Genomic DNA, 23,847 nt, shown 5'->3' on the forward strand with positions numbered 1-23,847 from the left:
ATCATTGGGAACTCTCGTGATTTGTCTTTCATCAACCTCATGAAGGACGAAATCACTGGTAATTCTCCTGATTTGTTCTTCAGTACCTTTTATACCTGTGTACTAAAATTCAAGAATGAAATTTAACAAGTCTTTCTTATAAAAAGTAAACGTAAAAAAGGGAATAACAAATATATTTTAAAAATTTTTAGAAAAAAACAAATAAAAACCAAGACAAACCAAATTCCGTGTGTTAAAATCAAATTAACTCAAGAATTGAGTGAATATTTAAAATTATCAGGAGGGCTGAAGAATATGAAAGTATTCTGTTTAGGCGGGGCAGGTCGAATAGGTAGAGAAGCAGTATTAGATCTTGTTGAGTACTCCGATTTTGATGTCATTTCCATTGGCGATTTCAATGAGGAAATTGGGTTGGAATTAGTAAAAGAAATTGATGATCCTCGAGTCAATTTTGTTAAGGTAAATGTGTTTAATCATGAAGAAACAGTAGAACAGATGAAGGGTTACGATATTGTCATGGATGGAACAACGATTACCTTGAATGGTCTGTCAACTGCATGTATTGCTGAAGCAGGCTGCCACGGAATTAATTTAAATGGCTTTGGTGCCGAAGATGAATTCTCTGACATTTTCAAGAAGAATAATAAAACCGCTGTCCCTGGTTTTGGAATGACTCCTGGTGTAACTCAAATGATGGCTTTGCATGCTGCTAACCAATTAGATGAAGTGGAAACAGTCAGAGTAAGCCACGGCTCCTTTCGGCCAATTGCCTTTTCTAAATCCATCACTGAAACGACTACATATGAATATGACCCTGACCTCCCAGGTCGGATTGTGTACGAAAAGGGTCAATTTGTGCAAGTACCTCCTTTTGCTAGACCTAGAAAAATTCGACTCCCTGAACCATATGGAGAAACCGTTCAATATATTATTCCGCATTCTGAAACACGTACTCTTGCGAAAGCACTCTCAAATAAGGGAGTCCAGTTAATTGAAGTTAGAGGAACATGGCCCAAGAAAAATATGCAGTTAGTCCGTGCTCTTTATGACTATGGGATTATGCGTAATCCAAAAGTATTGATAAATGAAAAGGAAGTTGGGGTTATGGATGTTATTGGTGAATACCTGCTCCAATCGAAAGAAGGCCAAGAAACCGAACTTTATGGTTACTCACTTCATATAGAAGTGATTGGTAAAAAGGATGGAATTAAAAAGCGTCATGTTTTGTATCACACACATCCCTCAAGTGATGGCTCTGTAAAAGGGTGGGAGAATTTAAGGGCCTATACTCGAAATGTAGGGATTCCGATGGCAATAGCAACTGAGATTCTTGCTAAGGGATTAGTAGAAAAAACAGGTGTCGTAATACCTGAAGAAGCATTTGAACCAACGATGATTTTTGAAGAGCTTAAGAAACGAGGGATTCATATTCACGAAGAAGTTGAAGATTTTGACGAAAGTATGGAAGAAGAAATATATGTTAGGATTTAATTCTTTCCATCTTTGATTTTAATTTTTAATGAAGAAGATCCTGCAGCAATTCTCCTAGAAACCTAGAGAATAACTGCTCAAAATAATGAATGAACTAATAAAATAGATCCTTATCAATGATGGAGAAGGAAGCTTTTGTATTAGTTGTAGATAAAGGAGGGTTTACGTTTGGGAAATCAATCTCCTCAGATTGAAGCTGTTATATTTGACTGGGCAGGCACTACAGTGGACTATGGCTGTTTTGCTCCCTTGGATGTATTTAAAGAGATTTTCAGAAAAAGAGGAATTGAAGTATTAGATGAAGAAGCACGGGCTCCAATGGGAATGTTAAAGTGGGATCACATTCAAGAAATGTGCCAAATGGATCGAATTGCACAATTGTGGAAAGCAAAGTTTGGAAGAATACCAGAAAAGAAGGATATCGATGACTTATACGCCGATTTTGAACCTATGCTCTTTTCTATTCTACCTAATTATTGCAATCCAATTCCTGGTGCAATCGAACTCGTCGAAAGATTAAGGAGAAAAGGGATAAAAATCGGTTCCACTACAGGATATACGTCTGAAATGATGGCCATCGTAGCACCGGAGGCGAAAAAGAAGGGGTACGCACCCGATTACCTGGTAACTCCAAATGATGTTGCAGCAGGAAGGCCTCTTCCTTGGATGTGCTATCGAAATGCTGAATACCTTGGTGTATATCCAATGAAACATATAATTAAAGTTGGGGATACTGTCAGTGATATAAAAGAAGGTGTAAATGCAGGTGCTTGGAGCGTAGGTATTTTAAAAGGCAGTAGTGAATTAGGTTTGAAAGAGCATGAAGTGAATGCACTTGACGAAGAAACACTAGCAGAAAAACTCGAAGTCGTTGTGAAACGCTATAAAGCTGCAGGGGCTCATTATATCATTGAGAGTATTGGCGAGTTAGATAAACTAATTCCAAAAATTAATCAGCGCTTAGCGAATGGGGATTAAAAACAATTAACCTTCAAAAAACTCTTTATAGTTTTTTAATAAAAGAGATTACGAGAGGTGAAGAGGTGAGATTCATTGAAGAAACAATCATATGCACTTGGAATGATCGAGACGATCGGATTCCCAGCTTTGGTGGCTGCTGCAGACGAGGCTGCGAAGGCAGCAGATGTAAAGGTTACCACCTATCAAAAAGCCGACTCTGGAATTGTTACCATCTACATCATTGGCGATGTGGCATCCGTAAAATCTGCTGTTGATACCGGTGGAGAAGCGGCAAAAAGAGTAGGCCAGTTCCGACATTCACATGTCATTCCAAGACCCGATGATCATGTAATAAAGATGCTATTCCCTGAGTTAATAGACGATTCGGTTGAAAATGCCGTTAACATCAAACAGCATGAAATAATCGCGAAGGACACTAGTAATAAAGAATTTAATAAAATGAATTTACAAGAGCTTAGAGAACTTGCCAATTCCATAGAAGGCTTCCCTTTGCCATCAGATGAAATTTCTAGAACGAAAAAAGAGGAGTTATTGAACATAATCGTTAAGTTCCAAGCAACGAAAGGTGGCGAAAAATGATGTACCTGGATAATGACCTCGAATCGATTCAAGAAGCGAGACAAAATCTTGAACGAGCAAAAATCGCACAAAATGCCATCTCAAATATGACACAAGATCAGGTTGACCAAGTGGTACACAGTATGGCTCAAGCGGCGATGAGAGAAGCAGGCAGGCTGGCAGCCTTGGCAGTAGATGAAACAGGCTATGGCAAGATGGAAGACAAAATGACCAAAAATCTTTTTTCTGCTAAAGATGTGTTTGAATCAATAAAAGGGAAAAAAACCGTAGGAGTGATTTCCCGTGATGATGAAAAAAAGGTATGGGAAGTGGCAGAACCTGTAGGAGTCATCGCTGGAATTATCCCCTCAACTAATCCTACTTCAACCGTTATCTATAAAGCCTTAATTGCAATAAAGTCAAGAAATGCAATCGTCTTTAGTCCGCATCCTTCAGCAGCAAAATGCACAAAAGAAACTGTAAGCGTTTTACATGAAGCGGCTAAGAGGGCTGGTGCACCAGATGGTGTTATATCATGTATAACAAAACCAACTCTAGCTTCTGCACAGGAGTTAATGAACCATAAAATCACTGATCTTATATTAGCTACAGGCGGTCCAGGGATGGTAAAGGCTTCCTATAGTTCAGGAAAGCCGGCATATGGAGTAGGTCCTGGGAATGTTCCTGTTTATATCCACTCAAGTGCCAATGTCCAAAAGGCGGCAAGACAGGTTGTGCATAGTAAAACATTCGACTATGGGACAATCTGTGCGTCCGAGCAATCACTTGTTGTAGAAAAATCCATCAAAAGAAAGCTGAAGCGTGAATTGGAACGTGAAGGTGCTTATTTCCTTGATGATTACGAAAAGAAAAGAATGGAGCAGATCATTTTACGAAATGGAAGCTTAAACCCTGATCTTGTTGGAAAATCCCCGCAAATGTTAGCGAAAATAGCAGGAATCACCGTTTCAGATGATACTAGATTATTCGTTGCGGAAGAAACAAACGTAGGGAAGTCATTTCCTTTTTCGCTTGAAAAATTGTCTCCAATTCTAGCATTTTATACTGTAGAGAATGATGAAGAGGCAAACAGGATTTGTGCTGAGCTGTTAGAGCTGGGAGGATTAGGTCACACAGTTGGAATTCATTGTGAAGATGAAAAGATCATTGAAAGTTTTGGAGTGAAGCAAAAAGCCTCTCGAGTAGTGGTAAATTCCGGTACGACTTTCGGCGGAATCGGTGCAACCACGGGAATTGCACCATCGCTGACACTAGGCTGTGGGACGTTGGGGAACAATATCTCATCAGACAATATTGGTCCAGAGCATTTAATCAATAAAAAACGAATAGCTTTTGGGATTCGTGAAATGAAAAACGAGGTACCTACGAGGGATGTACGTTCTACCGAAAATGTTTCATCTAATGAAGAAAATAATATTACTAAAGCCGATATTATGGAAATCGTGAAAAATGTGTTAAAAGAATTAAATTATAAATAAGGAGGAATAAACAATGAGTGGAGAAGCATTAGGATTGATTGAAACAAAAGGATTGATTGGTGCTGTTGAGGCAGCAGACGCGATGGCAAAGGCGGCAAATGTTAGATTAATTGGCAAAGTTCATGTGGGGGGCGGTTTGGTAACCGTTATGGTTCGTGGAGATGTTGGTGCAGTGAAGGCAGCTGTTGACTCAGGTGCAGCCGCAGTTGAAAGTGTAGGAGAATTGGTTTCTGTTCATGTGATACCACGCCCGCATTCAGATATTGAGCTCATTCTTCCTAAACTGGAAGGATAAACCATGGTACTGATAACGGAATCCAAATTAAGATCGATGTTGATAAAAGGGATTCCTAATCCTTTCATTATTCGGGAGGATGATAAGCTTACACCTTCTGCGATTGACTTCCTGCGGGATAGGCGTATACAACTGAAGGACCAACGGTTTACAAAAAGCCCGCAACCTACAATAGGAAATCAGAGTAGTTTAATGATTCCAGTTGGAGTATCAAATAGGCATATTCATTTGGCACAACAGGATGTGGAAGTACTTTTTGGCGAGTCTTATACTTTAACGCCCATGAGAGAATTATCGCAGCCCGGTCAATTTGCGGCTTCGGAGCAAGTTTCATTATTAGGTCCAAAAGGAATGATCCAACATGTAAGAATTCTTGGTCCTGTAAGAGGAGAAACTCAAGTAGAAATTTCCATTACGGATGGATATCAATTAGGTATTCATCCTCAAGTTCGATTGTCTGGTTCACTTGAAGGCACCCCGGGGCTCACACTAATCGGACCAAAGGGGTGTGTTTCTCTTCAACAAGGCGTAATTGTGGCAAAGCGCCATGTTCATATGTCTCCTAAAGAGGCAAAAGCATGGAATTTGGAGCAGGGAGATCAACTGATTCTAGAAACAGAAGGTGAACGTCCTATTATCTTCACAGAGGTTATCGTCCGTGTGAACCCCAATTATGTATTGGATTTTCATATTGATCTTGATGAAGGAAATGCGGCTGGATTAAAAACAGGGGACCAGGTGAAACTAGTCGGAAAAAATGGTAAATTTTTTCGATATAGAGGAGGTGAGGAGGATCGATATTCGTGCAATGGTTGAGTCGGTTGTACATGAGGTTATCCAATCGATGAAGACTGAAAGGGAAAAAGAATTAAATGGAAAAGTGTTATTTATTTTTTGCGATAGTTCCGCCAATGAACCATTTGCAGATCAGTTTATCAAATTGAAAAATGCGAAAATTGGGTATGACCTTTTATTCTTGGATGGTGAAACATCATCATGGCTTGGAATGCAGCGGGTGGAGTCAAGCGGATCCGAAAGAATTATCGCAGCCGATGAATATTCACCAGCCGCTATTGAACTCTCAAAAGATTATGATGGAATTATTATTCCGGAAATTGATTTAGATAATGCTGCCCGTGTATCAATAGGGATGAAGGGAACCATTAAAGCAGAGGTTATTTTTTCAGCACTTATGCTGAAGAAATTTATTTTGGTCGGTGCCGACACTCCAGGAATTAAACGATCCGACCGACGGTGCTTAAAAGAGCTCACTTTACCTGCACCTTATCGGGAGCGTTTTGAATCCTATAAAAAGCAAATGAATGAGCTTGGAATTGATTTTAAACCACAAATGGAATTGGCAGATTCCATCATACAAAAGATTGGTAAAAAAATAGAAAATAAAAAAACAGAAATGACTTCCTCGAAGAATAATAGTATTACTGAAAATAACCAGCTGGCCTTTGATAAAAAACTTCTCACAACTGACTGGATCCAAGCACAGTCTCTTATCCCAAATAATACGATTGTTCTTCCTAAAGGCGTCATCATTTCTCCTTTAGCCAAAGATCTTTTGAAACAAAGAAAAATAATGGTTAAATGGATCGAAAGGGATGAAGGGTGATGTTATTAGCGAAGGTGATGGGGAGTGTTTGGGCCATTCAAAAAGAAAAAGGCATGGAAAATATAAAACTACTTATTGTCCAGCCAATCAACCTATTAAGGGAACCAATTGGAACACATTTGGTGGCAATGGATAGGATTGGGGCAGGAGTTGGAGAGTTTGTGCTAATTACGCAAGGATCACCAGCCCAAAAACTAGCTTCAGAAAAAAACTCTCCCATTGATGCGGCTATTGTTGGAATTATCGATTCTTTTGAAGCAGAAGAGGTAAGTAAATAGGAGTTTGGAGTATCAAAAAACATCGAATGGTTTAGGGGAGGTTTGGATATCTTGATTATTGGTGTACCAAAGGAAATTAAAAATAATGAGAATCGAGTGGCAATCACACCGGCTGGGGTTGTTACATTTGTAAAAGCTGGTCATACCGTTTTAATTGAAAAAAATGCTGGAGCTAGCAGTGGATTTACTGACAAGGATTATCAAGAAACAGGAGCGGAAATAGTGAATCAAGCCTCAGATGTTTGGGCTAGGGCCGAGATGATCCTAAAAGTAAAGGAGCCCCTTCCAAGTGAATATAACTACTTTCGTCATGGGTTGATTTTATTCACATACCTACACTTAGCAGCCGAACCATTTTTAACAAAAGCGCTAAAAGAAAAAGGAGTACTTGCGCTTGCGTACGAAACAGTTTCGGATCAACGAACTTTACCTTTATTGACGCCAATGAGCGAGGTGGCCGGGAGAATGGCTGCGCAAATTGGAGCGCAATTCTTACAAAAATCAAATGGCGGAAAAGGGATTCTTCTCGCTGGCGTACCAGGTGTTAATCGAGGGAAAGTTACCATTATTGGTGGCGGAGTAGTTGGAACGAATACGGCAAAAATGGCGATCGGACTAGGAGCGGAGGTAACGATTATTGATCTTAGTGCCGATCGATTACGCCAATTAGATGATATCTTTGGTAACCAAATAAAAACACTTATGTCCAATCCATATAACATCGCAGAAGCAGTTAGGGAGGCTGACCTTTTGGTAGGCGCTGTATTAATTCCCGGATCAAAGGCTCCTAAACTCGTAACGGAAGAGATGGTTAAAACGATGAAGCCAGGATCAGTAATTGTTGACGTGGCAATTGATCAAGGTGGGGTCGTCGAAACGATTGACCATATTACTACACATGATTCACCAACCTATGAAAAGTACGGTGTTATTCATTATGCTGTTGCGAATATGCCAGGTGCAGTGCCTAGGACATCCACAATTGCACTAACCAATGTTACGATTCCGTTTGCCTTGCAAATAGCCAATAAGGGCGTTTATAAGGCAATTATGGATAATCAATCATTAAAGCTTGGCGTAAACATAGCTAAAGGTGAAATTACTTATGAAGCAGTAGCTAAAGACCTTGGATATAAATATGTACCAGTTGATAGTGTGTTAGAAAAAGAATTTGCAAACGTTTAAATTTTATGGTGACAAAAATATCTCCATTTTGAGGAAAAAGTGCCTGACAGCAACCAGTTTTTTGGTTGGTGTCAGGCACTTTTGTCTTTTTCATAAAAAATGTATTCAGCTGTTCATCTCCAGTTCATAATCCGATTTTAAACTAAGGACGTTAATAAGAGATTGGAGGAATAAAGATGAACATGGCTTGGAAAGAAATGAAAAAGAATAAATTGAGATTTTTGATTTTAGGTTCGATTGTTTTTCTCGTGAGTTTATTAACGTTTATCATATCGGGTTTGGCAAATGGCTTGTCACAGGACAATGCTGCATTAATAAAAGGTTTGCCCGAGGGACATTTTTATATGTCCAAAGATGCGGATCAAACCATTAATCTCTCAAGAATCGATAGAGATGTTCAGGGAAATATGTTAAAAAAGCATAAAGAAGCCGTTGCATTTTCCATTCAAATGGGGTTTTTGAATGATGAGGATGAAAAGCAGCAAAGTGTCGCATTTGTTACGTCGACCGAATCTTCGGTGTTTGAAATGGTCCAAAAGGGAGAAGTTGTATTAGATCTGTCTATGAAAGAAAAGGGGATACAAGTTGGTGATTCCTTAACGAATCATCAGTACAGCGGCAAATTCATTGTTAAAGGCTTTGTCGACCAAAAGAAATTCAGCCATGCACCTGTTGCATTTATTCATTCTGAAGACTACCAAGAAATGTACCGCGTTAAAGAAATGCAACTGATTTTTGTACCAGGAAAGGATTCTATTGGTGCAGTCACAGGATTAGATGTGTTTACTAAGAAACAATTCTTAAACACGATATCTAGTTACAAGGCAGAGCAGACATCGCTTAATATGATCGTTTGGTTTTTAGTTGTTATTAGCGGTATGTTATTCGGGATCTTTTTCTACATGATGAACGTTCAGAAAATGGGCTTATACGGAATCTTAAAGGCAATTGGGGTAAAAACAAGAACGTTGTTCCACATGATGTGGACACAAATGATAATAATTACAGTTATGGCATTAATGATTTCAATCTCGCTTAGTCAGGTTTTTAATAGGCTGGCACCTAAGGATATGCCTTTCAGCTTGACCATTGAAACAACAGCACAATTATCGAGCGTCTACTTCATAATTGGTTTTATAGGGGCTACGATTTCTGGCCTGCAGATTAAAAAAGTACAACCATTACAAGCAATTCAACAAGGAGAGGTTTAATATGACACGATTTACACTCGATAAAGTGAGAAAAACGTTTATCAATGGAGAAGTAAAGGAAGAAATCTTAAAAGGAATCAACCTTTCACTTAGAGAAGGGGAGCTAACGGCATTAGTAGGAGCTTCTGGTTCTGGTAAAAGTACACTGCTAACCATTGCAGCTGGACTTCAACCTGCATCAGCGGGGCAGGTACTTTTCGAAGGGGAAAATTTAACCACGATGAATGGAGAACAAGTTAGAAAAATTCGGTCCAGTAAATTTGGTTTTGTTTTTCAATTCGCTCATTTGGTTCCTTTTCTCACCGTAGAAGAGCAATTACTGCTTATGCTGGAGGTATCAGAATCTAAAACAAAGAAGACAGAACAAAAAAAGGAAATTGACAAAATACTAACATTAGTCGGGATGAACCATCGAAAAAATGCCTACCCAGCCACATTATCAGGTGGAGAAAAACAGCGGGTTGCCATTGCTCGTGCCATCATTCATAAACCAAAGGTTCTGTTTGCTGATGAGCCAACTGCCAGCCTGGATTCAACAAAATCAAAAGATGTGATGACGTTACTACGAGATTTAACAAAAAGTTTGAACCTGACTACATTAATGGTAACGCATGATGAAGAAATGCTTTTCTATGCTGATCGTATCATTAAGCTGAGTGATGGTATGGTTTTGGGCAGTTAACATTAGAATTGGTAGATGGTTTGGGTATAATGAACCTAAGATATAGTGCAGGAGATTTCAATTTAGGGAGAACAGATATGACCACTATTTTAATTGTTGATGATGATATTCATATAGTTAACCTAGTCACCATTCAACTATCTAATCAAGGCTATAAGGTACTCCAAGCAAAAGATGGGGTTGAAGCCTTGGAAGTACTTAAAAAGGAAGCGAGTGACTTAGCCATAGTGGATGTGATGATGCCATTCATGGACGGTTTTACTTTAACAAGGGAAATTCGAAAGCAGTATGATATTCCTGTCCTCCTTTTAACTGCTAGAGACCAAATTGAGGATAAGGAGCAAGGATTTCTGGCCGGAACAGATGATTATTTGGTTAAGCCCTTTGAACCAAAAGAATTACTTTTTCGAATCAAAGCATTGTTACGGAGATATGAACCTCAAGTAGATGACACCTTTATACGGATTGGCAATACAACCATAAATAAAAAAAGCTATGAAGTCCAAAGTGGCAACAGAACCTTGCTTTTACCATTAAAGGAATTTGAACTGTTATCATATCTATTTTCTAATCCCAAGCAAGTATTTTCGAGGGAACACCTGATAGAGAAGATTTGGGGAAGGGATTATGAAGGAGATGACCGAACCGTAGATGTTCATATAAAAAGGTTAAGGGAACGTTTTTCTACATTGAGTGATGATTTTCAGATTAAAACAGTACGAGGGGTTGGTTATTCTTTGGAGGCCCGAAAGAAATGAGAACCCTTTATGTGAAATTTATTGTCATCACCACTGGTATGATGCTGATCAGTTTTATCTTGGCTTTTTTAATCTCAAACACCTATTACCATCAAAAAATAAAGCCGGTAAATGACCAAAAAAACACAAAAATTGCGCTTAGCATTGCCACTTTTGCAAAAGAACATCCGGATAACAACTTAATAGATTATTTAGAGAATGTTTCGGGAATCGGCTATCAAATGTATTTAGTCGATAGCGTTGGGAATGAACATTCTTTCGGTGAACCTTTCAGAGATAAAAATCTTCCCAATTCAACCAAGAAACGTGTGATAAATGGTCAAATTTTTCACGGTATCCTTCAGTTCCCACGCGAAACGTTTGTCACAGGATTTTTTGCCAATGAACTAAGGAACACGATTGGGGTTCCGTTAGAACATAACGGAAAAAACTACGCTCTTTTTATAAGACCAGATATAAAATTTCTTTTCAGTGAAATGCATGTTTTATTTGGATGGATCTTGCTATTAGCCATTTCTCTGAGCTTTGTGATGGTACTGATTAACACAAAATATCTAATTAAACCTATTTCTACGCTAACGAAAGCAACAAAGTCTTTAGCTAGTGGAAATTATCAGGTGAATTTGGATATTCATCGAGATGATGAGTTAGGGCAGCTTTCCCAAAGTTTTTTACAAATGGCGACAAAGTTGGAACAAATGGAGGACATGAGGAAGGAATTTATCTCAAATATTTCTCATGATATCCAGTCACCGCTTTCGAATATAAAAGGATATACGAACCTATTGGACCATGATTCCATTAGCAGTGAAAATAGGACTCAATACGTTTCGATCATTAATAGTGAAATTAGAAGGCTCTCTTCTCTAACAAAGCAATTATTACTTCTTGCTTCGTTAGATCGAGATGAGGACATCATGAAGAAAAAATCTTTCAACGTTGGTGAGCAAATAAAGGGTTTAATTCGAAATTACCAATGGGCAATAAGTGAAAAAGGATTAATGGTAAGTTACAGCTTACCTGATAGTGAAATCATCGGTGATCCCGCCTTGCTTGAAACGGTTTGGGATAATCTTTTAGGCAATGCGATTAAATATAATATACCTAATGGCAGTATAGAGATATCTATTGAAGAAAAAGAAAAATCGGTCTTCGTGACGTTTGTTGATACTGGCTTAGGGATGAGCGATAAGGAAGTGGATCGGATATTTGAACGCTTTTACCGGACAGATAGATCCCGAACAAGAAGTGTTGAAGGGACAGGCTTAGGTCTATCGATTGTTGCAAGCATTGTCAAACTGCATAATGGGGTTATTACAGTGAAGAGTAAAGAAAAAGAAGGGTCTACTTTTATTGTTGAATTGCCAGTTAAGTAGAACTTTCTCATAGAAATAGCAGGAGCAATTTTATATGCTCCTGCTATTTAAATCTTAAAAGGGTTTAATTTCGGTTGATTACCTTCACTCCTCTATAGAAAACCTGTTTTATTTTATCAATCTCCGTAAACTCTAGTCCAGGTACACCTTCAGCTACTAAAAAGTTGGCTTCTAATCCTACTTCTAGTCTTCCAAATACATCCTCTTTTCCTAATAGCTTTGCGGGATTATCGGTTAAGAGTGCCAGAATCTTATTTTCATCATAATGATGCTTTTTTAGTAGTCTCATGGCTGGGTGTGCGATTAACATTAAGACATCTGGCCCTTTTAATGCTTGGTCTTGGAATGGCAGCCATGAGGTTCCATGGTAGGGTGGGAGATAGGAGTCCGTTGCAATCGATACAGGTATGTCTTTTTTCACAAGTTTTAGAATTTCTTCAGGAGAGTTCGGCTGTAAATGGGTACCGCCCATTGGGGTAGCGACGATTTTCACACCTTGTTTTGCAGCTTTCTCCATTTGTTTATTCGTAATACCATGTGCATGATGGAAGACATCCACGCCAGCATCTAAGGCTAATTGGATTCCTTCTTCACCTGCCACATGGGCACCCATTCGTTTACCTAATCGATGATAGATGTTTACGATCTTTTGTAACTCCTCTAGCGTGTAGATGATTTCCCCGGCACGAGGTACTTCTTTTTCGGTGAAATTTGCGGGTGTGGCGTTGATGAAGATATTTTCACCAGGATAATCGCTCTCAAGAGCAATCATTTGCACAAGTACTGGGTCGGATAAATCATATTGAGTAACTCCGCGTGATTGTGTGATGGAAGTAAAATGGGACAAATTTTCAAAACCGATTGAAATACTGGTAGTGGCAAAAGATACATCAATAGGTAGATTACGAACGGCTTTCTGGTAGTCTTCTTTTGAAAAATCACAAAGCGGGTGACCGCAAATTTGCTCACCAAGTGCGGTAATACCCGATGACAACGCATGTAAGAGAATGGCTTTCCCTGCTAAAAAATGAGTCTCTGGAGTTACAGGATAAAGAGAGGTGGGGGCGAATTCTAGTAAATGAGTATGACAATCGACCAAGGAGGGAGTAATCACATAGTTCGAGCAATCGATGACGTCCGTTTCGGGAAATTGCACCTTCAATTCGTCATAGCGGCCTATCACAGCTATTTTTCCATTCTCAATTACCATTGCGCCATTTTCTAACGTCCCTAACTGACTGACAGTGACTAGTTTTTTACTTCGAATCAAATAGTTCATCCTTCATCACACCAAAAAGGGAGTTAAAAAGTACCCCAAGACACACGCAGTAATAATTCGAAGAACCGTACCAATAATCGCCGCTTCTAATGTTTCCCGTTCATTCAGGCCAGATGTTTCTGCCCAGGTGACAGGCACCTGTCCAAAGATAACTGATAATGGCAGCCCGGAGTTTGCTAACACAAATGAACCGACAATTAAACGGGGGTCAATGGTGTTTGCGAGCTCTGCAAGCTGCGCCACTGCAAGTGTTGGTGCTGCGAGAATAGACACGATGCCGGTAGCAGGTTCAATGCTCAAGAACATAAGAACAGAGGATAAGCTTGATTCTATGAAACTCCAGACTCCTATGAATTTTAAGGCTCCGATAAAGAAAAAGACGGCTGCAACAGCTGGAATAATAATTAAAAACAGCAGTTCAACGCCTTCTTTAGCTGATGAGAAAATGGTTTGCAAAAACTTGGTAGTTGGTGTAAACCGTGGTAATTCCTCAAGCTCCACTTTTTTGGTATCTCGGTAAATTGTTCTAGATAAGAGCAACGGAACGACGATGATGGGGGCAAAAATAGATAAGATGACGAGTGGAAAGGCATTAATGCTAAATGCAGACAATGCGATAAGTCCTAATACAAACGTTGCAAAGGATTGTGGAGATTGAATCATTGTCGCAACCGCAATTTTTTGTTCTGCTTTGGTGGCGTTTGCCTTCACGAGAATTGGACCTGAGATTTTTCCGGCAGCGTTAATATCTCCAAGGATATTATAGACACTTGGAATAATGACGGAAGGATTGATCTTGAACCACTTCATAATCGGAACAAATAAACGAATGAGCCCATCCGTAAATCCTAAACGTTCCAATAGGCGACCAACAATAACGCTTACAATAATCGCAATTCCCACTTCACTTGTTAGAAAAATATCGACAACAATCGGTTTTACTTCTTTGATAATCGTATCAAATAAGTTTGACAGTGAATTAGGAGCGAATAAAAGCAAAATCAATGTCCCAAAGACTAACAATATCCCAATCACTTCAAAAGTCTGCCACTTGGACCTTGAGGAATGTGAAACAGATGCTTGTTCCTTCTCCATAAAACGACCTCCTGCCATTTTTATTTATCGTATGTATGGGCGGGAAAAGTGTGTGTATCCATCTTTTGGATTTTGTCATTTTTTAATAAATAAACGGAAGCAAAAGAAAAGGATTACAAGCTGAAGGATGGTACGGTGAACGGAGAGATCCAGTCTATATCAGGAAAAATAAAACGCGAATCTCTTGAATTCCAAGTGATCCGCGTTTAACTTTGGCACAATTCTCATAGCCATCATTCATTTTTATAGAGTAACCTTAACCTCGGTACCGTCCTTAGCTTTGACATCTACCAGCACGATTCCTTTATGGTGTTTCAGTTCCTTGATGATTGGCTTTAGCATTTCTTTATTTAATTGTGGAATAGAGAAGTCAAGTTTTCTTTTTTCAAAATGTTCTCTCGTCCATTTGTTTGCCTGTTGATGGACAAATTTTGAAGACAAAATAGAATTAAAAATGGTTAGAAGGGCATACGGAACTGGGATGGTTAACCGGACGTCTTTTGCTTTCACTTTTACATACAGCATAGGGAAATCCACTACTCAATGATGACAGAAACGGTATCACCGTTTGCCGACTTCACATCAACAATTTGGCCATCCAATTCGTTTTCAATTGCTTCAATAATAAGATTTATGTCAAGATCCTTCACATATTTTTCGGATTGAGGAATACTGGCTGCGATGCTATGGCCAGCCATTAATACAACCTTGATAAGTTTTATTGGCAAATTAACGGTAACGTTATCATTTTCCGCTGAAACAACACGAATTTTTAATGTTTTATCAACATAGTTAGTTGTTTTTTCTACGAGCTTACTTCCAGCTTCTTCTTTCCCTTGTAATACTTGAATCAGTTCTGATCCTTTATCTGCGTCAATTTTCCCTTCTTGCACCAAAGTTAATACTCTTGCAATTTCTTCTTTCATGGTCCATTCCTCCTATTCCTCTTTTAAAAGCTTAATGGCTTCCTCTGCTGTGATTTCGCCATTTTCCAACATGGTAACAATCTTTTTCTCATCAACTTCATTTTTCTTCTTCTGCACATATCCAAGGGAAGAAATGATGTCAGTTAGCTTACTTCTGACCGTTGGATACGAAATGCCCAGTTCCTTTTCAACTTCTTTGATGTTCCCTCTGCATGTTAAAAAGACTTCGACAAAATGAAGCTGATCCTTGGATAATGACGCTAACTTGGTTAACTCAAACTCATTTTCAATCGTAGTGTGACAATGAGAGCACTGCAGCTTCATAATCTTTAATGTATTGCTGCAGACAGGACAATTTGTGATTACTTTATGTGCCATATTGTAATTCCTTCCTTTTATTTGATTTGATTATATATCGATAAATTCAAATAGTAAATAATAAATTTTAATTTTTTTGAAGAAAATATTAAAATTTTTAATTCGAAAATTAATTTTATTAATTTAAATGTTACTTTTATCTTTTTGTTCATATAATATGATAATTTATTAATCGAAAAAAGGTGGACGTTCAATGATCATTAAGTCATTTTGTAAAGCTGCACCTCAGAAAAGGGTCAGTGAAGATTCAATCGTAATAAATGAAAAGCTTAATGTTTTTGGGGTTTTCGATGGGGCAACTCCATTAGTGCCATTCCAAGATGAGAACGGAATGAACGGTGCATATCTAGCTTCAAATTTATTTAAGGATTATTTTTTAAGACTCTACAAAAGTAACCTTACATTAGTGGAAGGAATCGTGAATGCAAATAGAATGTTGAGTGAAAGAATGGACAAATACAAGGTGAATCAGGAAATACATGAAGGACTTTGGTCCACCTGTGCGGCAATGATAAAAGTTGAAGAAGAAGGAAAGATTTCGTATGCGCAGCTTGGTGATTGTATGATCATGGCTGAATATCAAAACGGAACGATAAAAGCCTTAACAAGGGATACGGTAAAAGATATAAGTTATCGTGCGAAGGCATGGCGCGAGGAACTAAGAAAGCAAGGTGTTAACCTTCCAGACGAGGAGTATTTTCAGAATCGAACAAACCAGTTGGTTTTTAATCGTTCATTAGCTAATAAGGAATATGGCTACACTGTAGCGAATGGAAAAGAAGAGGTAGTAAATTTTATACAGCATGGTCAAGTAACAATCAGTGAAATCAAAACTTTATTATTAATCACAGATGGCCTTTTTCATCCAAAATATTCAGTGGAAGAAACATTTAAAAAGATACAAACAATCGGTTTACAAGCATATTCTATCGAATTAGAACAATATGAGATAAGGAATAACCTTCGTTTAGATGATAAGTCTGGGATCATGATTCGTTTTTGCAAAGAGGAGAGCTCTACATGAGTATAGAACCAGGATGGATTAAAGATAGTAATTTATTGTTTAAAGAGCCACTGGTTGCTATTAAAGATGTTTTGTACATCATTGTGCACCATACCGAAGAAATAGGTTGGGATGTGAATAAAACCCATCAGTTTCATCAGGATGAGCGTGGATGGAGTGGAATAGGGTACAATTATTTTATTGAGGAAAACGGTGAAATCATGAAAGGAAGAGGGTATCATGTCGGAGCACACGCTATTTCATATAACCAAAAATCAATGGGTATATGTTTAGCAGGAAATTTTGATAGTCATACTCCCTCAATAGAGCAGTTAAAATCATTGAGGAAACTTTGTATGTTCCTTTTAGAGCAATATTATTTATCTACTGATCAAATCCTTGGACATCGGGAAGTAAATGGCATGGCAAAAAGTTGTCCAGGTAAAAACTTTAATATGGACCAATTCAGAGAATCGATTAAACTTAGCTGAAAAGGTACGAGGCATTTATAATAGAAATGAAAAACCAAGATGTAATTTAAGTTCATCTTGGTTTCTTACATTTAAGATATCGTTATTTAATCAAAATAAACAGCTTGATCGGGATTTTTTAAGTAGTTAAAAGCCATCTCAATTTGTGATTTTGTATTCCGAGCGATTGACAGGGGAGGCAGTTCGTTTTCGGCAAAGAACTTCACTTCACTTGTCTCGATTCCGAAAGCTTTTTGCCCGCTAATGATTTCACATTGTATAAATATTTTATAAACATGAAAAGCAGACGGAGGGTGTGGATGGCACTTTTTATCGGTTACAGCTATTACTCTAATGGGTTTTACAGTAAATCCTGCTTCTTCTTTTACTTCCTTAATAGCGACCTCGCTTGGGGTATGTCCAATATCAGCCCAGCCGCCGGGTAAAGCCCAATTTCCATCGCTATTTTCACGAACCATCAGTATTTTATCATTCTGAAAGACCACTGCTCTAATATCTACTTTAGGAGTTGCGTAACCAGTTTCACCTGCAAATAAATCTTTGATGACAGGCCTGTCCATTTCTGTGTAATGTGCTAAAATGTCCACGCTGATATTTCTAATTAATTCAAATCTCTCCAAGTCATAAACATCTTTTGAGTACGCCAATCCCGCCTGCGAAATGGATTGGAGCTGCTTCGCCCAATCCAGCCATTTAGGTTCCAAATCAACATCACCAGCTTGTCTAATAATATTTACTATTATCATATATATGAAACAAACAAAATTTTGCTACAACTTGTTTGTTATGATCATCATTAGCTGTATAAAGTTACTAAAGCATACCTTTTGACATTTTGGTTGAATGTGAGTAAGGTTACTTAGTGTGATATAGACATTATTATAGAAGTATCTTTTATTAGATTTTTCTTAATGAGGTTAAAAAACCTCTAATTTTCACCATAGAATTAATCATAATCATCATGTCATTACTAGGAGGAATTACGATGTCAAACTCTCAAACTATAGAAAAAGTTGAACAGCAAATGTTCTTAGATGTTATACGTGAACGCCGCTCTGTCCGTGCATACGATCCAACCGTTCAGATTTCTCGTGAAGAAATGACGGAAATCCTAGAACTTGCAACGTTAGCACCTTCATCTTCAAACCTGCAGCCTTGGCGTTTTCTCGTTATCGATAAACCGGAGTTAAAGGAAAAACTGTTGCCGATCGCATTTAACCAACAACAAGTAGTCGAAGCTTCTGCGGTGATTGCGGTACTTGGCGATGTGGAAAGCTACAAGAAAGCTGAAAAAATTTATGGACAAGCTGCTGCTGCAGGGTTCATGCCGGTAGATACAGCTAACTCATTCATCGAAAGAACAGTTAACACATACTCAAACCTGTCACCTGAAGTGGCTCGTGAAATTGTATTTACAGACGGCGGACTTATCTCCATGCAGCTCATGCTTGTTGCCCGTTCCAAAGGATATGATACGGTGCCAATGGGAGGATACGATAAAAAGAAGTTCGTAGAAGCGTTCGGAATCTCTGAGCAGTTTGTGCCAGTCATGCTTATTGCGATTGGTAAAGCAGCGAAACCAGGACATCCTACCACACGTCTTCCAATTGAAGATGTAGCGTTCTTTAACGAAATGCCATCTGTGGAAGAGTGATTCAATTCGAACTATAGAAATATCTAAAAACCATTTGACCCCGTTCTTTCTTAGAACGGGGTTATATATGTATAACAACCAAGCTCTCCAGCGAAAATAACTGCATTTCACACTAGATTTACTAATATTTGTTGTCTTTCGGAATGTTGCCATGCATGATAAAATGAATAACTATATATTAGTAAGTTGTTTATTTTTAAGATTATCATTTTACTATTGTAATAGGTGTGATGGACTTGAAGCAAAAAAAATTAAAATGGATAAGTATAATAATTGGTACTTTAGTAGTAACCGGCTGCCTATATTTACTTCTGCAAGATAGTACTCAAACAAAGGTGGAATATGTAAAGGCGGTCGCTTCTGTTAGTCAAGAACAAACGAAAAAGACAGAAGATCGTACCGTTCAAGACGACAAGCCTGAGGAAGAGGAACAAACCGAGCAGGTAGAAGTCACTGCTAAGCCAATAGCGGAAAATATTAAGGATAAGGTCAGGGAAGTACTGGAGGTTGCATTAGACTTTCTAAAGAAAGATCAGCAAATTGTGGCAATAGGTGACTCTCTCACGGAAGGCATTGGGGATGAAACAGAAAATGGCGGTTATGTAGGGATTCTTAATAACACGTTTGAAGACAATAAACTAAATATCACTGTACAAAATTTCGGTAAAAAAGGAAACCGTACCGATCAGTTACTGAAAAGACTGGAGAATGAAGACATTGCTTCTGCCATTAAAGAAGCTGATATGGTCCTCATTACAATTGGTGCGAACGACATTATGAGTGTATTTAAATCCAATTTTATGAATGTTACGATGGAACCCTTCCAAGCGGAAAGGGTGAAATATATGGAACGATTAAAGGCTATTTTTAATAAAATTAATGAGCTTAATCCAGATACCCAAATTTATTTAATTGGTTTTTACAATCCATTTGAACGGCATTTTGGAGAAATAAAAGAACTTGGCATGATCGTAGAAAATTGGAATGAGGCGGGAAAATCAGTTTCAGAAGAATACAAGAACGTAAGATTTATTCCAACAATCGACTTATTCAGTAATTCTACCATTGACTTATTGGCGGAAGATGAATTCCATCCAAACACAAGCGGGTATAAATTAATGGCCCAGCGGGTTTTAGATTATTTAAAGGAATCCAATAAAGAAACCGAGATGAACTCTGTAGAGGTATCACCTTAATCTTATCGCTAATAAGGCTAATTGCTCTGAAATGATCAACAAATTTTATTTGTTGGTCATTTTTTTGTTTAAAGGGATGACAAGGTCCACGAAAAAAGGTCGGTACAATAGAAGTGCACTTTGACAAATTTCGTTATGTTTTAGATAGTGCCATTTTATCAATTTAGAATTAAATAGGAAAAAGTTGTCAAATAAAGTAAAAATAACAATATAATAAAAACAAGGAGGTGTTAATAATGATTTGGTTATTGATATTAATACCGGTTTTTATTGTTGGAGGTATTGCGATTTATTACGAAAAGAAATCTGGGATGTCCATTCCTGATGAAGATATACAAAGAGAGAAATTAGGGGAAGTAATGAAGGATAATTCTAGTGGGCCAGGGGTATTTTAAAACGCACATGATCGACATGGGGACGGTTCTTTTGGTTTAAACTTTAACAAAAGTTATCCGAAAGAACCGTCCCCATTACCTATTTATATCAACCAATTCCTACATAAAGTAATGAACTGCTTTTTATTTTCCTTAATCCATTTACAGCGTATCGCAGATTTCTGTATATACTCTTTAACGATATCAATGGAGCTGACCTGATCCAAATAACGACCTAGGAAGTGGATGAAAACATCGAGACTTCTGAGTTGGATAAGGATTGGAATGGCTTCGATCTCAGCTGCTGTCAATTTTAATGAGTGCCCATAACCAGAAAGAAACGACTGAACTTTTGTCCAAATAATCGTTTCTACTTTGCTAGGGTGGATAAAGTCAGATAAGCAAACAGCCAGTTCCATCACCCGCAAATCGTTCGTAACAAATTCAAAATCGAGTACGGCAGACACCATTCCATCTTCATTGACGAGAATGTTGGATGCATTTAAATCGCCGTGAACAAGCTGGTGTGGCAATTTCCTTAATGTTGGGACTTGCTCTATAAAAGAAGTGAGCTGTACATAGATCACTAATAATTCTTTTGTCTGTTCCGAAAATTCTAGTGGAGGGTTTTTACAAAAGTTAAAAATATCCTGTATAGAACAACTAGGATGAGTACTTTCAATCTCATAATACGGTCTGTAGGCAGGCCGCCGCTGGATTTGTACATGTGCTAGCGAAGCTGACAATAGACCGGCAGTTCTCCCGTAAGAATGAATTTCTACCAATTCAACCAGGGCAGGGTTGCTGCCATCTAAATATTGAAATAAAGCGGCAATCTTTCCATCCCTAGTTCTGACAATCGTTTTTCCAACCCTTGATTCAATAGGCTTGGGTATAGAAAAAGTTAGTGGTAGTTCCGCTAAAGCAACCAGAATGGAATGCTCGTAGTTCACCTTTTCAACATCCTGGTGGGTTTCATAAACGCGGAGAACATATAGCTCATCATCAACGCGAACAAAACGCGTGGTATTGTTTGCGCCACTTTGCCCATCCCATGTTACCCAGCTGCCTGTAGGAAAGTATTGTGCCAATATTTCATCTATGTATATTATCTTTTCTACCATTATAATCAGTAATCCTCTCCATAGGTCCCCATTGAATGTTACCTTCCTTAAAGTTTAAAATATTCTTTTTTAATTTCATGGAATCGTATTTCATCAATGTTTTCCTTTGTCAATGTGCTATTCACCCATTGTGTAAACGAAGTGTCCGTTAATGTTACGTTCCCTTTATCTGTGATCTTCGTGACTAGAGGCTTCTTATTAAATGCAGATTCAGGATGTTCCATGATAATTTTTTGCACTTCATTTAATTCAGATATAGTTTGAATTGGCTCTTTAGAATTAAAGGCGTAACCTATTTTCCAATCCTCATCTTTCCGATTTAATTTCATGTACAACTTATAATCCCCATGTTCACTTTCTGCACGTTCGACTCTAAATTCTCCATTGCTAGATACAACAGTTTCTCCGCTTAACGGAACAGGCTTTAATGGTAAATTCCCTCCGAAACCGGTATCAACAATATATGCCTGCCCATTATAAGTAATTAGATTGACCACATGAGTATTCCCAGTCCCACTCCATTGATGATTCATATGATTATAAGTGACTCCGCGAACTAAGGAGGGGTTAAAACCATTTTCATTTAAGAAAAGGTAGAGAATGGTATTAAGTTCGTAACAAAGCCCACCCTCGTTATGTTGTAGTATTTTTCTCGCTAAATTTTCTTTTGTAATTTCCTGCGTCCTATTTTCAATAATACATAAATTCTCAAAAGGAATCGTTTTTGCCGTCTTTTCAAGAACACGATCTAAATTATCAAATGTAATCACTTCATCTTGTGGGATACCTACTCTTTTACGGAATAGTTCATTAAAGGTGTTCATTCCAAGTCCTCCTTGATACCAACCTATCTCTCAAATGATAACAAAAAGCATGAGGTAACCCAAATAAAAAATAATCTTAGGCAGACCAATATTGCTAGTGGTAAAATAATGTAAAACGCCAGATGGACAGTTTCCTTTGGGGTTATTAAACAAAAAGTAGACAAATGAAACCGTCCACATGGTCTTGGCGAGGTGATAATAATGGAAGCAATCGTCTTAGCTGCTGGATATTCTAGCCGAGCAAATGCATTTAAAATGACGCTGCCACTGGGGAAAATGAGCGTGTTGGAGCGTACGATTTCTAAATTTGAAGGAGTATGCAGCAGAGTCATCGTCGTAGCCGGGTTTCATGCGGATCTCATCAATGAGGAAATGGCAAAAATCAATGATAAAAATAGCTATCCATTTCAAATGGAGGTTGTTTTTAATGAAAACTTTAACCAGGGCATGTTCACCTCTATTCAAAAGGGGTGTACGGAAGTAAAGACCCCAGCCTTCTTTATAACACCTGGAGATTGTCCGCTTGTTAAAAAAGAGACGATTCACCTGCTAGCAGAACACAAAGGGGCCGTTGTAATCCCAAGCTTTCATTTTAAAGGTGGACATCCTATTAAGTTATCAAAATTAGTAAAACAAAAAATTCTTAAATCCGACCCGCAGAGTAATTTACGTGTAGTCCTAAATGGTTTTAAAAAGGAATACATCAATGTAGATGACCTAGGAGTACTCATGGATGTGGATACGCAGGATGATTACCAACAAGCCATTGATTATTATAATAAAACTTGAATTACTTGATATATTCCAGTTTAAATAGGGAACTTGATTCGATCAGTTTTCCTAGTGGAATTGGGTTGCTTTTTTTAATAGTTAACGTCCACAGGGAGAGTGTTTTTGGTTCCAAGCTAGACAAAAAGTAGTCCACTAGAACAGTCCCCAAGGTACATCCAAAAAAAAAAGAGAACACAGTTCGGTAACAAGCGAATGTGTTCTCTTTTATTGATCTCGTATTAATCTTAAGAACATATAGTGTAGGATTTTCCTTTCAGTAAATTTTCATTTAAGGTTAATCCGTGTATCTAACACCTTTTAAGATCATATTGACCTTTGATTTAGTTTCTCGGACAATATTTTTTTGAAATTCTTTTGCTTTTCTGAAGGCTTCCGTCATTCCTGAAGCGATAATCTTTATTTCTTTGTTTCCCAATGGTTCTTCTAGTAGAAAAATATATTCTTTCATGCTGGTACACCTCTTAAGTTGTAATATTAATATAATTATATACGATTTTGAAAGCGATTTCAACGCTTTTTTGTGAATGTTTTCACACTTTGATTAGGTTCGGTTTAGGATTATGAAAATGGGAACAAGTTAAACACTATTTGGACTTAGTAGTTAACTGGAAACGGTAACGTTAAATCAAAATTCCTTGTCTAGATACCTTACACAGTAGGGTAAATTTTGCCGATTTTAAAATATAATGAAAAGAACTAATTTCTTGATGAAAATTAATCATAAAACCTCATTCTAATCTATAAAATCGTAGGAAGAGGTTTCGATTAATAGT

The 23,847-nt window shown here is 37.9% G+C and carries 28 protein-coding genes; 19 read left to right on the top strand and 9 right to left on the bottom strand.

What is annotated here, in order from left to right:
• The first annotated feature begins 294 nt into the window (after positions 1-294).
• The 13 genes from BANA01_RS08220 (at position 295) to BANA01_RS08280 (ending at position 11,938) form a co-directional block, all read left to right on the top strand.
• Positions 295-1,491, top strand: a complete 1,197-nt coding sequence (locus tag BANA01_RS08220; RefSeq protein ID WP_063252552.1) for a saccharopine dehydrogenase family protein — start codon at positions 295-297, stop codon at positions 1,489-1,491.
• Positions 1,492-1,659: 168 nt separating this feature from the next.
• On the top strand, positions 1,660-2,469 hold the full coding sequence (gene phnX, locus BANA01_RS08225) for a phosphonoacetaldehyde hydrolase (protein WP_235847087.1): 810 nt from the start codon (positions 1,660-1,662) through the stop codon (positions 2,467-2,469).
• Positions 2,470-2,544: 75 nt separating this feature from the next.
• The gene (locus BANA01_RS08230; RefSeq protein WP_063252554.1) at positions 2,545-3,051 is read left to right on the top strand and encodes a BMC domain-containing protein; all 507 of its coding nucleotides are present in this window, start codon (positions 2,545-2,547) and stop codon (positions 3,049-3,051) included.
• A complete protein-coding gene (locus tag BANA01_RS08235; protein ID WP_082799450.1) occupies positions 3,051-4,529 on the top strand; it encodes an acetaldehyde dehydrogenase (acetylating) in 1,479 nt (492 codons plus the stop codon). Before BANA01_RS08230 ends, BANA01_RS08235 begins: the two co-directional genes overlap by 1 nt.
• Positions 4,530-4,542: 13 nt before the next feature.
• On the top strand, positions 4,543-4,824 hold the full coding sequence (locus BANA01_RS08240) for a BMC domain-containing protein (protein ID WP_063252556.1): 282 nt from the start codon (positions 4,543-4,545) through the stop codon (positions 4,822-4,824).
• A 3-nt stretch (positions 4,825-4,827) separates the two neighbouring features.
• Positions 4,828-5,640 carry a phosphate propanoyltransferase gene (gene pduL, locus BANA01_RS08245; protein ID WP_063252558.1) on the top strand — a complete coding sequence of 271 codons (813 nt, stop codon included), beginning with the start codon at positions 4,828-4,830 and terminating at the stop codon, positions 5,638-5,640.
• On the top strand, positions 5,609-6,448 hold the full coding sequence (locus BANA01_RS08250; RefSeq protein WP_235847088.1) for a hypothetical protein: 840 nt from the start codon (positions 5,609-5,611) through the stop codon (positions 6,446-6,448). The genes pduL and BANA01_RS08250 overlap by 32 nt, the downstream gene beginning before the upstream one ends.
• Positions 6,448-6,726, top strand: coding sequence for a EutN/CcmL family microcompartment protein (locus BANA01_RS08255; RefSeq protein ID WP_063252560.1), 279 nt, complete (start codon positions 6,448-6,450; stop codon positions 6,724-6,726). The genes BANA01_RS08250 and BANA01_RS08255 overlap by 1 nt, the downstream gene beginning before the upstream one ends.
• A gap of 51 nt (positions 6,727-6,777) precedes the next feature.
• Positions 6,778-7,911 (top strand): alanine dehydrogenase, encoded by a 1,134-nt coding sequence (gene ald / locus BANA01_RS08260; RefSeq protein WP_063252562.1) that lies wholly within the window; start codon positions 6,778-6,780, stop codon positions 7,909-7,911.
• A 176-nt stretch (positions 7,912-8,087) separates the two neighbouring features.
• Positions 8,088-9,122, top strand: a complete 1,035-nt coding sequence (locus tag BANA01_RS08265; protein WP_063252564.1) for an ABC transporter permease — start codon at positions 8,088-8,090, stop codon at positions 9,120-9,122.
• A 1-nt stretch (position 9,123) separates the two neighbouring features.
• On the top strand, positions 9,124-9,804 hold the full coding sequence (locus BANA01_RS08270; protein ID WP_063252566.1) for an ABC transporter ATP-binding protein: 681 nt from the start codon (positions 9,124-9,126) through the stop codon (positions 9,802-9,804).
• 77 nt (positions 9,805-9,881) lie between these two features.
• A complete protein-coding gene (locus tag BANA01_RS08275) occupies positions 9,882-10,562 on the top strand; it encodes a response regulator transcription factor (RefSeq protein ID WP_063252567.1) in 681 nt (226 codons plus the stop codon).
• Positions 10,559-11,938, top strand: a complete 1,380-nt coding sequence (locus BANA01_RS08280) for a sensor histidine kinase (protein WP_063252569.1) — start codon at positions 10,559-10,561, stop codon at positions 11,936-11,938. The genes BANA01_RS08275 and BANA01_RS08280 overlap by 4 nt, the downstream gene beginning before the upstream one ends.
• Before the next feature lie 64 nt (positions 11,939-12,002).
• On the opposite strand, the gene BANA01_RS08285 is transcribed toward BANA01_RS08280, so the two are convergent.
• The 5 genes from BANA01_RS08285 to BANA01_RS08305 all read right to left on the bottom strand — a co-directional run bounded on the left by BANA01_RS08285 (position 12,003) and on the right by BANA01_RS08305 (position 15,616).
• A complete protein-coding gene (locus BANA01_RS08285) occupies positions 12,003-13,208 on the bottom strand; it encodes an amidohydrolase family protein (RefSeq protein WP_063252571.1) in 1,206 nt (401 codons plus the stop codon).
• Between the two features lie 15 nt (positions 13,209-13,223).
• Positions 13,224-14,312, bottom strand: coding sequence for a hypothetical protein (locus BANA01_RS08290; protein ID WP_063252573.1), 1,089 nt, complete (start codon positions 14,310-14,312; stop codon positions 13,224-13,226).
• 243 nt (positions 14,313-14,555) lie between these two features.
• Complete coding sequence (locus BANA01_RS08295) at positions 14,556-14,837, bottom strand: hypothetical protein (RefSeq protein WP_063252575.1); 282 nt, start codon at positions 14,835-14,837, stop codon at positions 14,556-14,558.
• An 11-nt stretch (positions 14,838-14,848) separates the two neighbouring features.
• Positions 14,849-15,238 (bottom strand): SHOCT-like domain-containing protein, encoded by a 390-nt coding sequence (locus BANA01_RS08300; RefSeq protein ID WP_063252577.1) that lies wholly within the window; start codon positions 15,236-15,238, stop codon positions 14,849-14,851.
• Between the two features lie 12 nt (positions 15,239-15,250).
• Positions 15,251-15,616 (bottom strand): DUF2089 domain-containing protein, encoded by a 366-nt coding sequence (locus BANA01_RS08305; protein WP_063252578.1) that lies wholly within the window; start codon positions 15,614-15,616, stop codon positions 15,251-15,253.
• Positions 15,617-15,809: 193 nt separating this feature from the next.
• Here BANA01_RS08305 and BANA01_RS08310 point away from each other — a divergent pair, with 193 nt between their 5' ends.
• A complete protein-coding gene (locus tag BANA01_RS08310) occupies positions 15,810-16,640 on the top strand; it encodes a protein phosphatase 2C domain-containing protein (protein WP_063252580.1) in 831 nt (276 codons plus the stop codon).
• On the top strand, positions 16,637-17,110 hold the full coding sequence (locus BANA01_RS08315; protein WP_063252582.1) for a peptidoglycan recognition protein family protein: 474 nt from the start codon (positions 16,637-16,639) through the stop codon (positions 17,108-17,110). Before BANA01_RS08310 ends, BANA01_RS08315 begins: the two co-directional genes overlap by 4 nt.
• An 86-nt stretch (positions 17,111-17,196) precedes the next feature.
• On the opposite strand, the gene BANA01_RS08320 is transcribed toward BANA01_RS08315, so the two are convergent.
• Positions 17,197-17,814 carry an NUDIX hydrolase gene (locus BANA01_RS08320; RefSeq protein ID WP_063252584.1) on the bottom strand — a complete coding sequence of 206 codons (618 nt, stop codon included), beginning with the start codon at positions 17,812-17,814 and terminating at the stop codon, positions 17,197-17,199.
• Positions 17,815-18,095: 281 nt separating this feature from the next.
• Here BANA01_RS08320 and BANA01_RS08325 point away from each other — a divergent pair, with 281 nt between their 5' ends.
• The 3 genes from BANA01_RS08325 (at position 18,096) to BANA01_RS29465 (ending at position 20,355) form a co-directional block, all read left to right on the top strand.
• Positions 18,096-18,764 (top strand): nitroreductase family protein, encoded by a 669-nt coding sequence (locus BANA01_RS08325; RefSeq protein WP_034676271.1) that lies wholly within the window; start codon positions 18,096-18,098, stop codon positions 18,762-18,764.
• Between the two features lie 236 nt (positions 18,765-19,000).
• Positions 19,001-19,960, top strand: a complete 960-nt coding sequence (locus BANA01_RS08330; RefSeq protein ID WP_235847089.1) for an SGNH/GDSL hydrolase family protein — start codon at positions 19,001-19,003, stop codon at positions 19,958-19,960.
• 236 nt (positions 19,961-20,196) lie between these two features.
• A complete protein-coding gene (locus BANA01_RS29465) occupies positions 20,197-20,355 on the top strand; it encodes a hypothetical protein (protein ID WP_157411742.1) in 159 nt (52 codons plus the stop codon).
• Positions 20,356-20,438: 83 nt separating this feature from the next.
• Here the strand turns inward: BANA01_RS29465 and BANA01_RS08335 are convergent, their stop codons facing one another.
• Both BANA01_RS08335 and BANA01_RS08340 read right to left on the bottom strand, forming a co-directional pair.
• Positions 20,439-21,458, bottom strand: coding sequence for a phosphotransferase (locus BANA01_RS08335; protein WP_052106402.1), 1,020 nt, complete (start codon positions 21,456-21,458; stop codon positions 20,439-20,441).
• A gap of 47 nt (positions 21,459-21,505) precedes the next feature.
• The gene (locus BANA01_RS08340; RefSeq protein ID WP_034676268.1) at positions 21,506-22,282 is read right to left on the bottom strand and encodes an arylamine N-acetyltransferase family protein; all 777 of its coding nucleotides are present in this window, start codon (positions 22,280-22,282) and stop codon (positions 21,506-21,508) included.
• A 201-nt stretch (positions 22,283-22,483) separates the two neighbouring features.
• Between BANA01_RS08340 and BANA01_RS08345 the strand changes: the two genes are divergently transcribed.
• Entirely contained in the window at positions 22,484-23,071 is a 588-nt protein-coding gene (locus BANA01_RS08345; RefSeq protein ID WP_052106401.1) for a nucleotidyltransferase family protein, read from the top strand.
• 277 nt (positions 23,072-23,348) lie between these two features.
• On the opposite strand, the gene BANA01_RS29470 is transcribed toward BANA01_RS08345, so the two are convergent.
• Complete coding sequence (locus tag BANA01_RS29470) at positions 23,349-23,522, bottom strand: hypothetical protein (RefSeq protein ID WP_157411743.1); 174 nt, start codon at positions 23,520-23,522, stop codon at positions 23,349-23,351.
• Between the last annotated feature and the right edge of the window lie 325 nt (positions 23,523-23,847).

This window comes from Neobacillus niacini NBRC 15566 (assembly GCF_001591505.1).
In the GTDB taxonomy this organism is placed as follows: domain Bacteria; phylum Bacillota; class Bacilli; order Bacillales; family Cytobacillaceae; genus Neobacillus; species Neobacillus niacini.

Coding starts and splice junctions, on each gene's coding strand:
- BANA01_RS08220 (WP_063252552.1), top strand. CDS start 295: ATGAAAGTATTCTGTTTAGGCGGGGCAGGTCGAATAGGTAGAGAAGCA.
- BANA01_RS08235 (WP_082799450.1), top strand. CDS start 3,051: ATGTACCTGGATAATGACCTCGAATCGATTCAAGAAGCGAGACAAAAT.
- BANA01_RS08240 (WP_063252556.1), top strand. CDS start 4,543: ATGAGTGGAGAAGCATTAGGATTGATTGAAACAAAAGGATTGATTGGT.
- pduL (WP_063252558.1), top strand. CDS start 4,828: ATGGTACTGATAACGGAATCCAAATTAAGATCGATGTTGATAAAAGGG.
- BANA01_RS08255 (WP_063252560.1), top strand. CDS start 6,448: ATGTTATTAGCGAAGGTGATGGGGAGTGTTTGGGCCATTCAAAAAGAA.
- BANA01_RS08265 (WP_063252564.1), top strand. CDS start 8,088: ATGAACATGGCTTGGAAAGAAATGAAAAAGAATAAATTGAGATTTTTG.
- BANA01_RS08270 (WP_063252566.1), top strand. CDS start 9,124: ATGACACGATTTACACTCGATAAAGTGAGAAAAACGTTTATCAATGGA.
- BANA01_RS08275 (WP_063252567.1), top strand. CDS start 9,882: ATGACCACTATTTTAATTGTTGATGATGATATTCATATAGTTAACCTA.
- BANA01_RS08280 (WP_063252569.1), top strand. CDS start 10,559: ATGAGAACCCTTTATGTGAAATTTATTGTCATCACCACTGGTATGATG.
- BANA01_RS08290 (WP_063252573.1), bottom strand. CDS start 14,312: ATGGAGAAGGAACAAGCATCTGTTTCACATTCCTCAAGGTCCAAGTGG.
- BANA01_RS08295 (WP_063252575.1), bottom strand. CDS start 14,837: ATGCTGTATGTAAAAGTGAAAGCAAAAGACGTCCGGTTAACCATCCCA.
- BANA01_RS08300 (WP_063252577.1), bottom strand. CDS start 15,238: ATGAAAGAAGAAATTGCAAGAGTATTAACTTTGGTGCAAGAAGGGAAA.
- BANA01_RS08305 (WP_063252578.1), bottom strand. CDS start 15,616: ATGGCACATAAAGTAATCACAAATTGTCCTGTCTGCAGCAATACATTA.
- BANA01_RS08310 (WP_063252580.1), top strand. CDS start 15,810: ATGATCATTAAGTCATTTTGTAAAGCTGCACCTCAGAAAAGGGTCAGT.
- BANA01_RS08315 (WP_063252582.1), top strand. CDS start 16,637: ATGAGTATAGAACCAGGATGGATTAAAGATAGTAATTTATTGTTTAAA.
- BANA01_RS08325 (WP_034676271.1), top strand. CDS start 18,096: ATGTCAAACTCTCAAACTATAGAAAAAGTTGAACAGCAAATGTTCTTA.
- BANA01_RS29465 (WP_157411742.1), top strand. CDS start 20,197: ATGATTTGGTTATTGATATTAATACCGGTTTTTATTGTTGGAGGTATT.
- BANA01_RS08335 (WP_052106402.1), bottom strand. CDS start 21,458: ATGGTAGAAAAGATAATATACATAGATGAAATATTGGCACAATACTTT.
- BANA01_RS08340 (WP_034676268.1), bottom strand. CDS start 22,282: ATGAACACCTTTAATGAACTATTCCGTAAAAGAGTAGGTATCCCACAA.
- BANA01_RS08345 (WP_052106401.1), top strand. CDS start 22,484: ATGGAAGCAATCGTCTTAGCTGCTGGATATTCTAGCCGAGCAAATGCA.
- BANA01_RS29470 (WP_157411743.1), bottom strand. CDS start 23,522: ATGAAAGAATATATTTTTCTACTAGAAGAACCATTGGGAAACAAAGAA.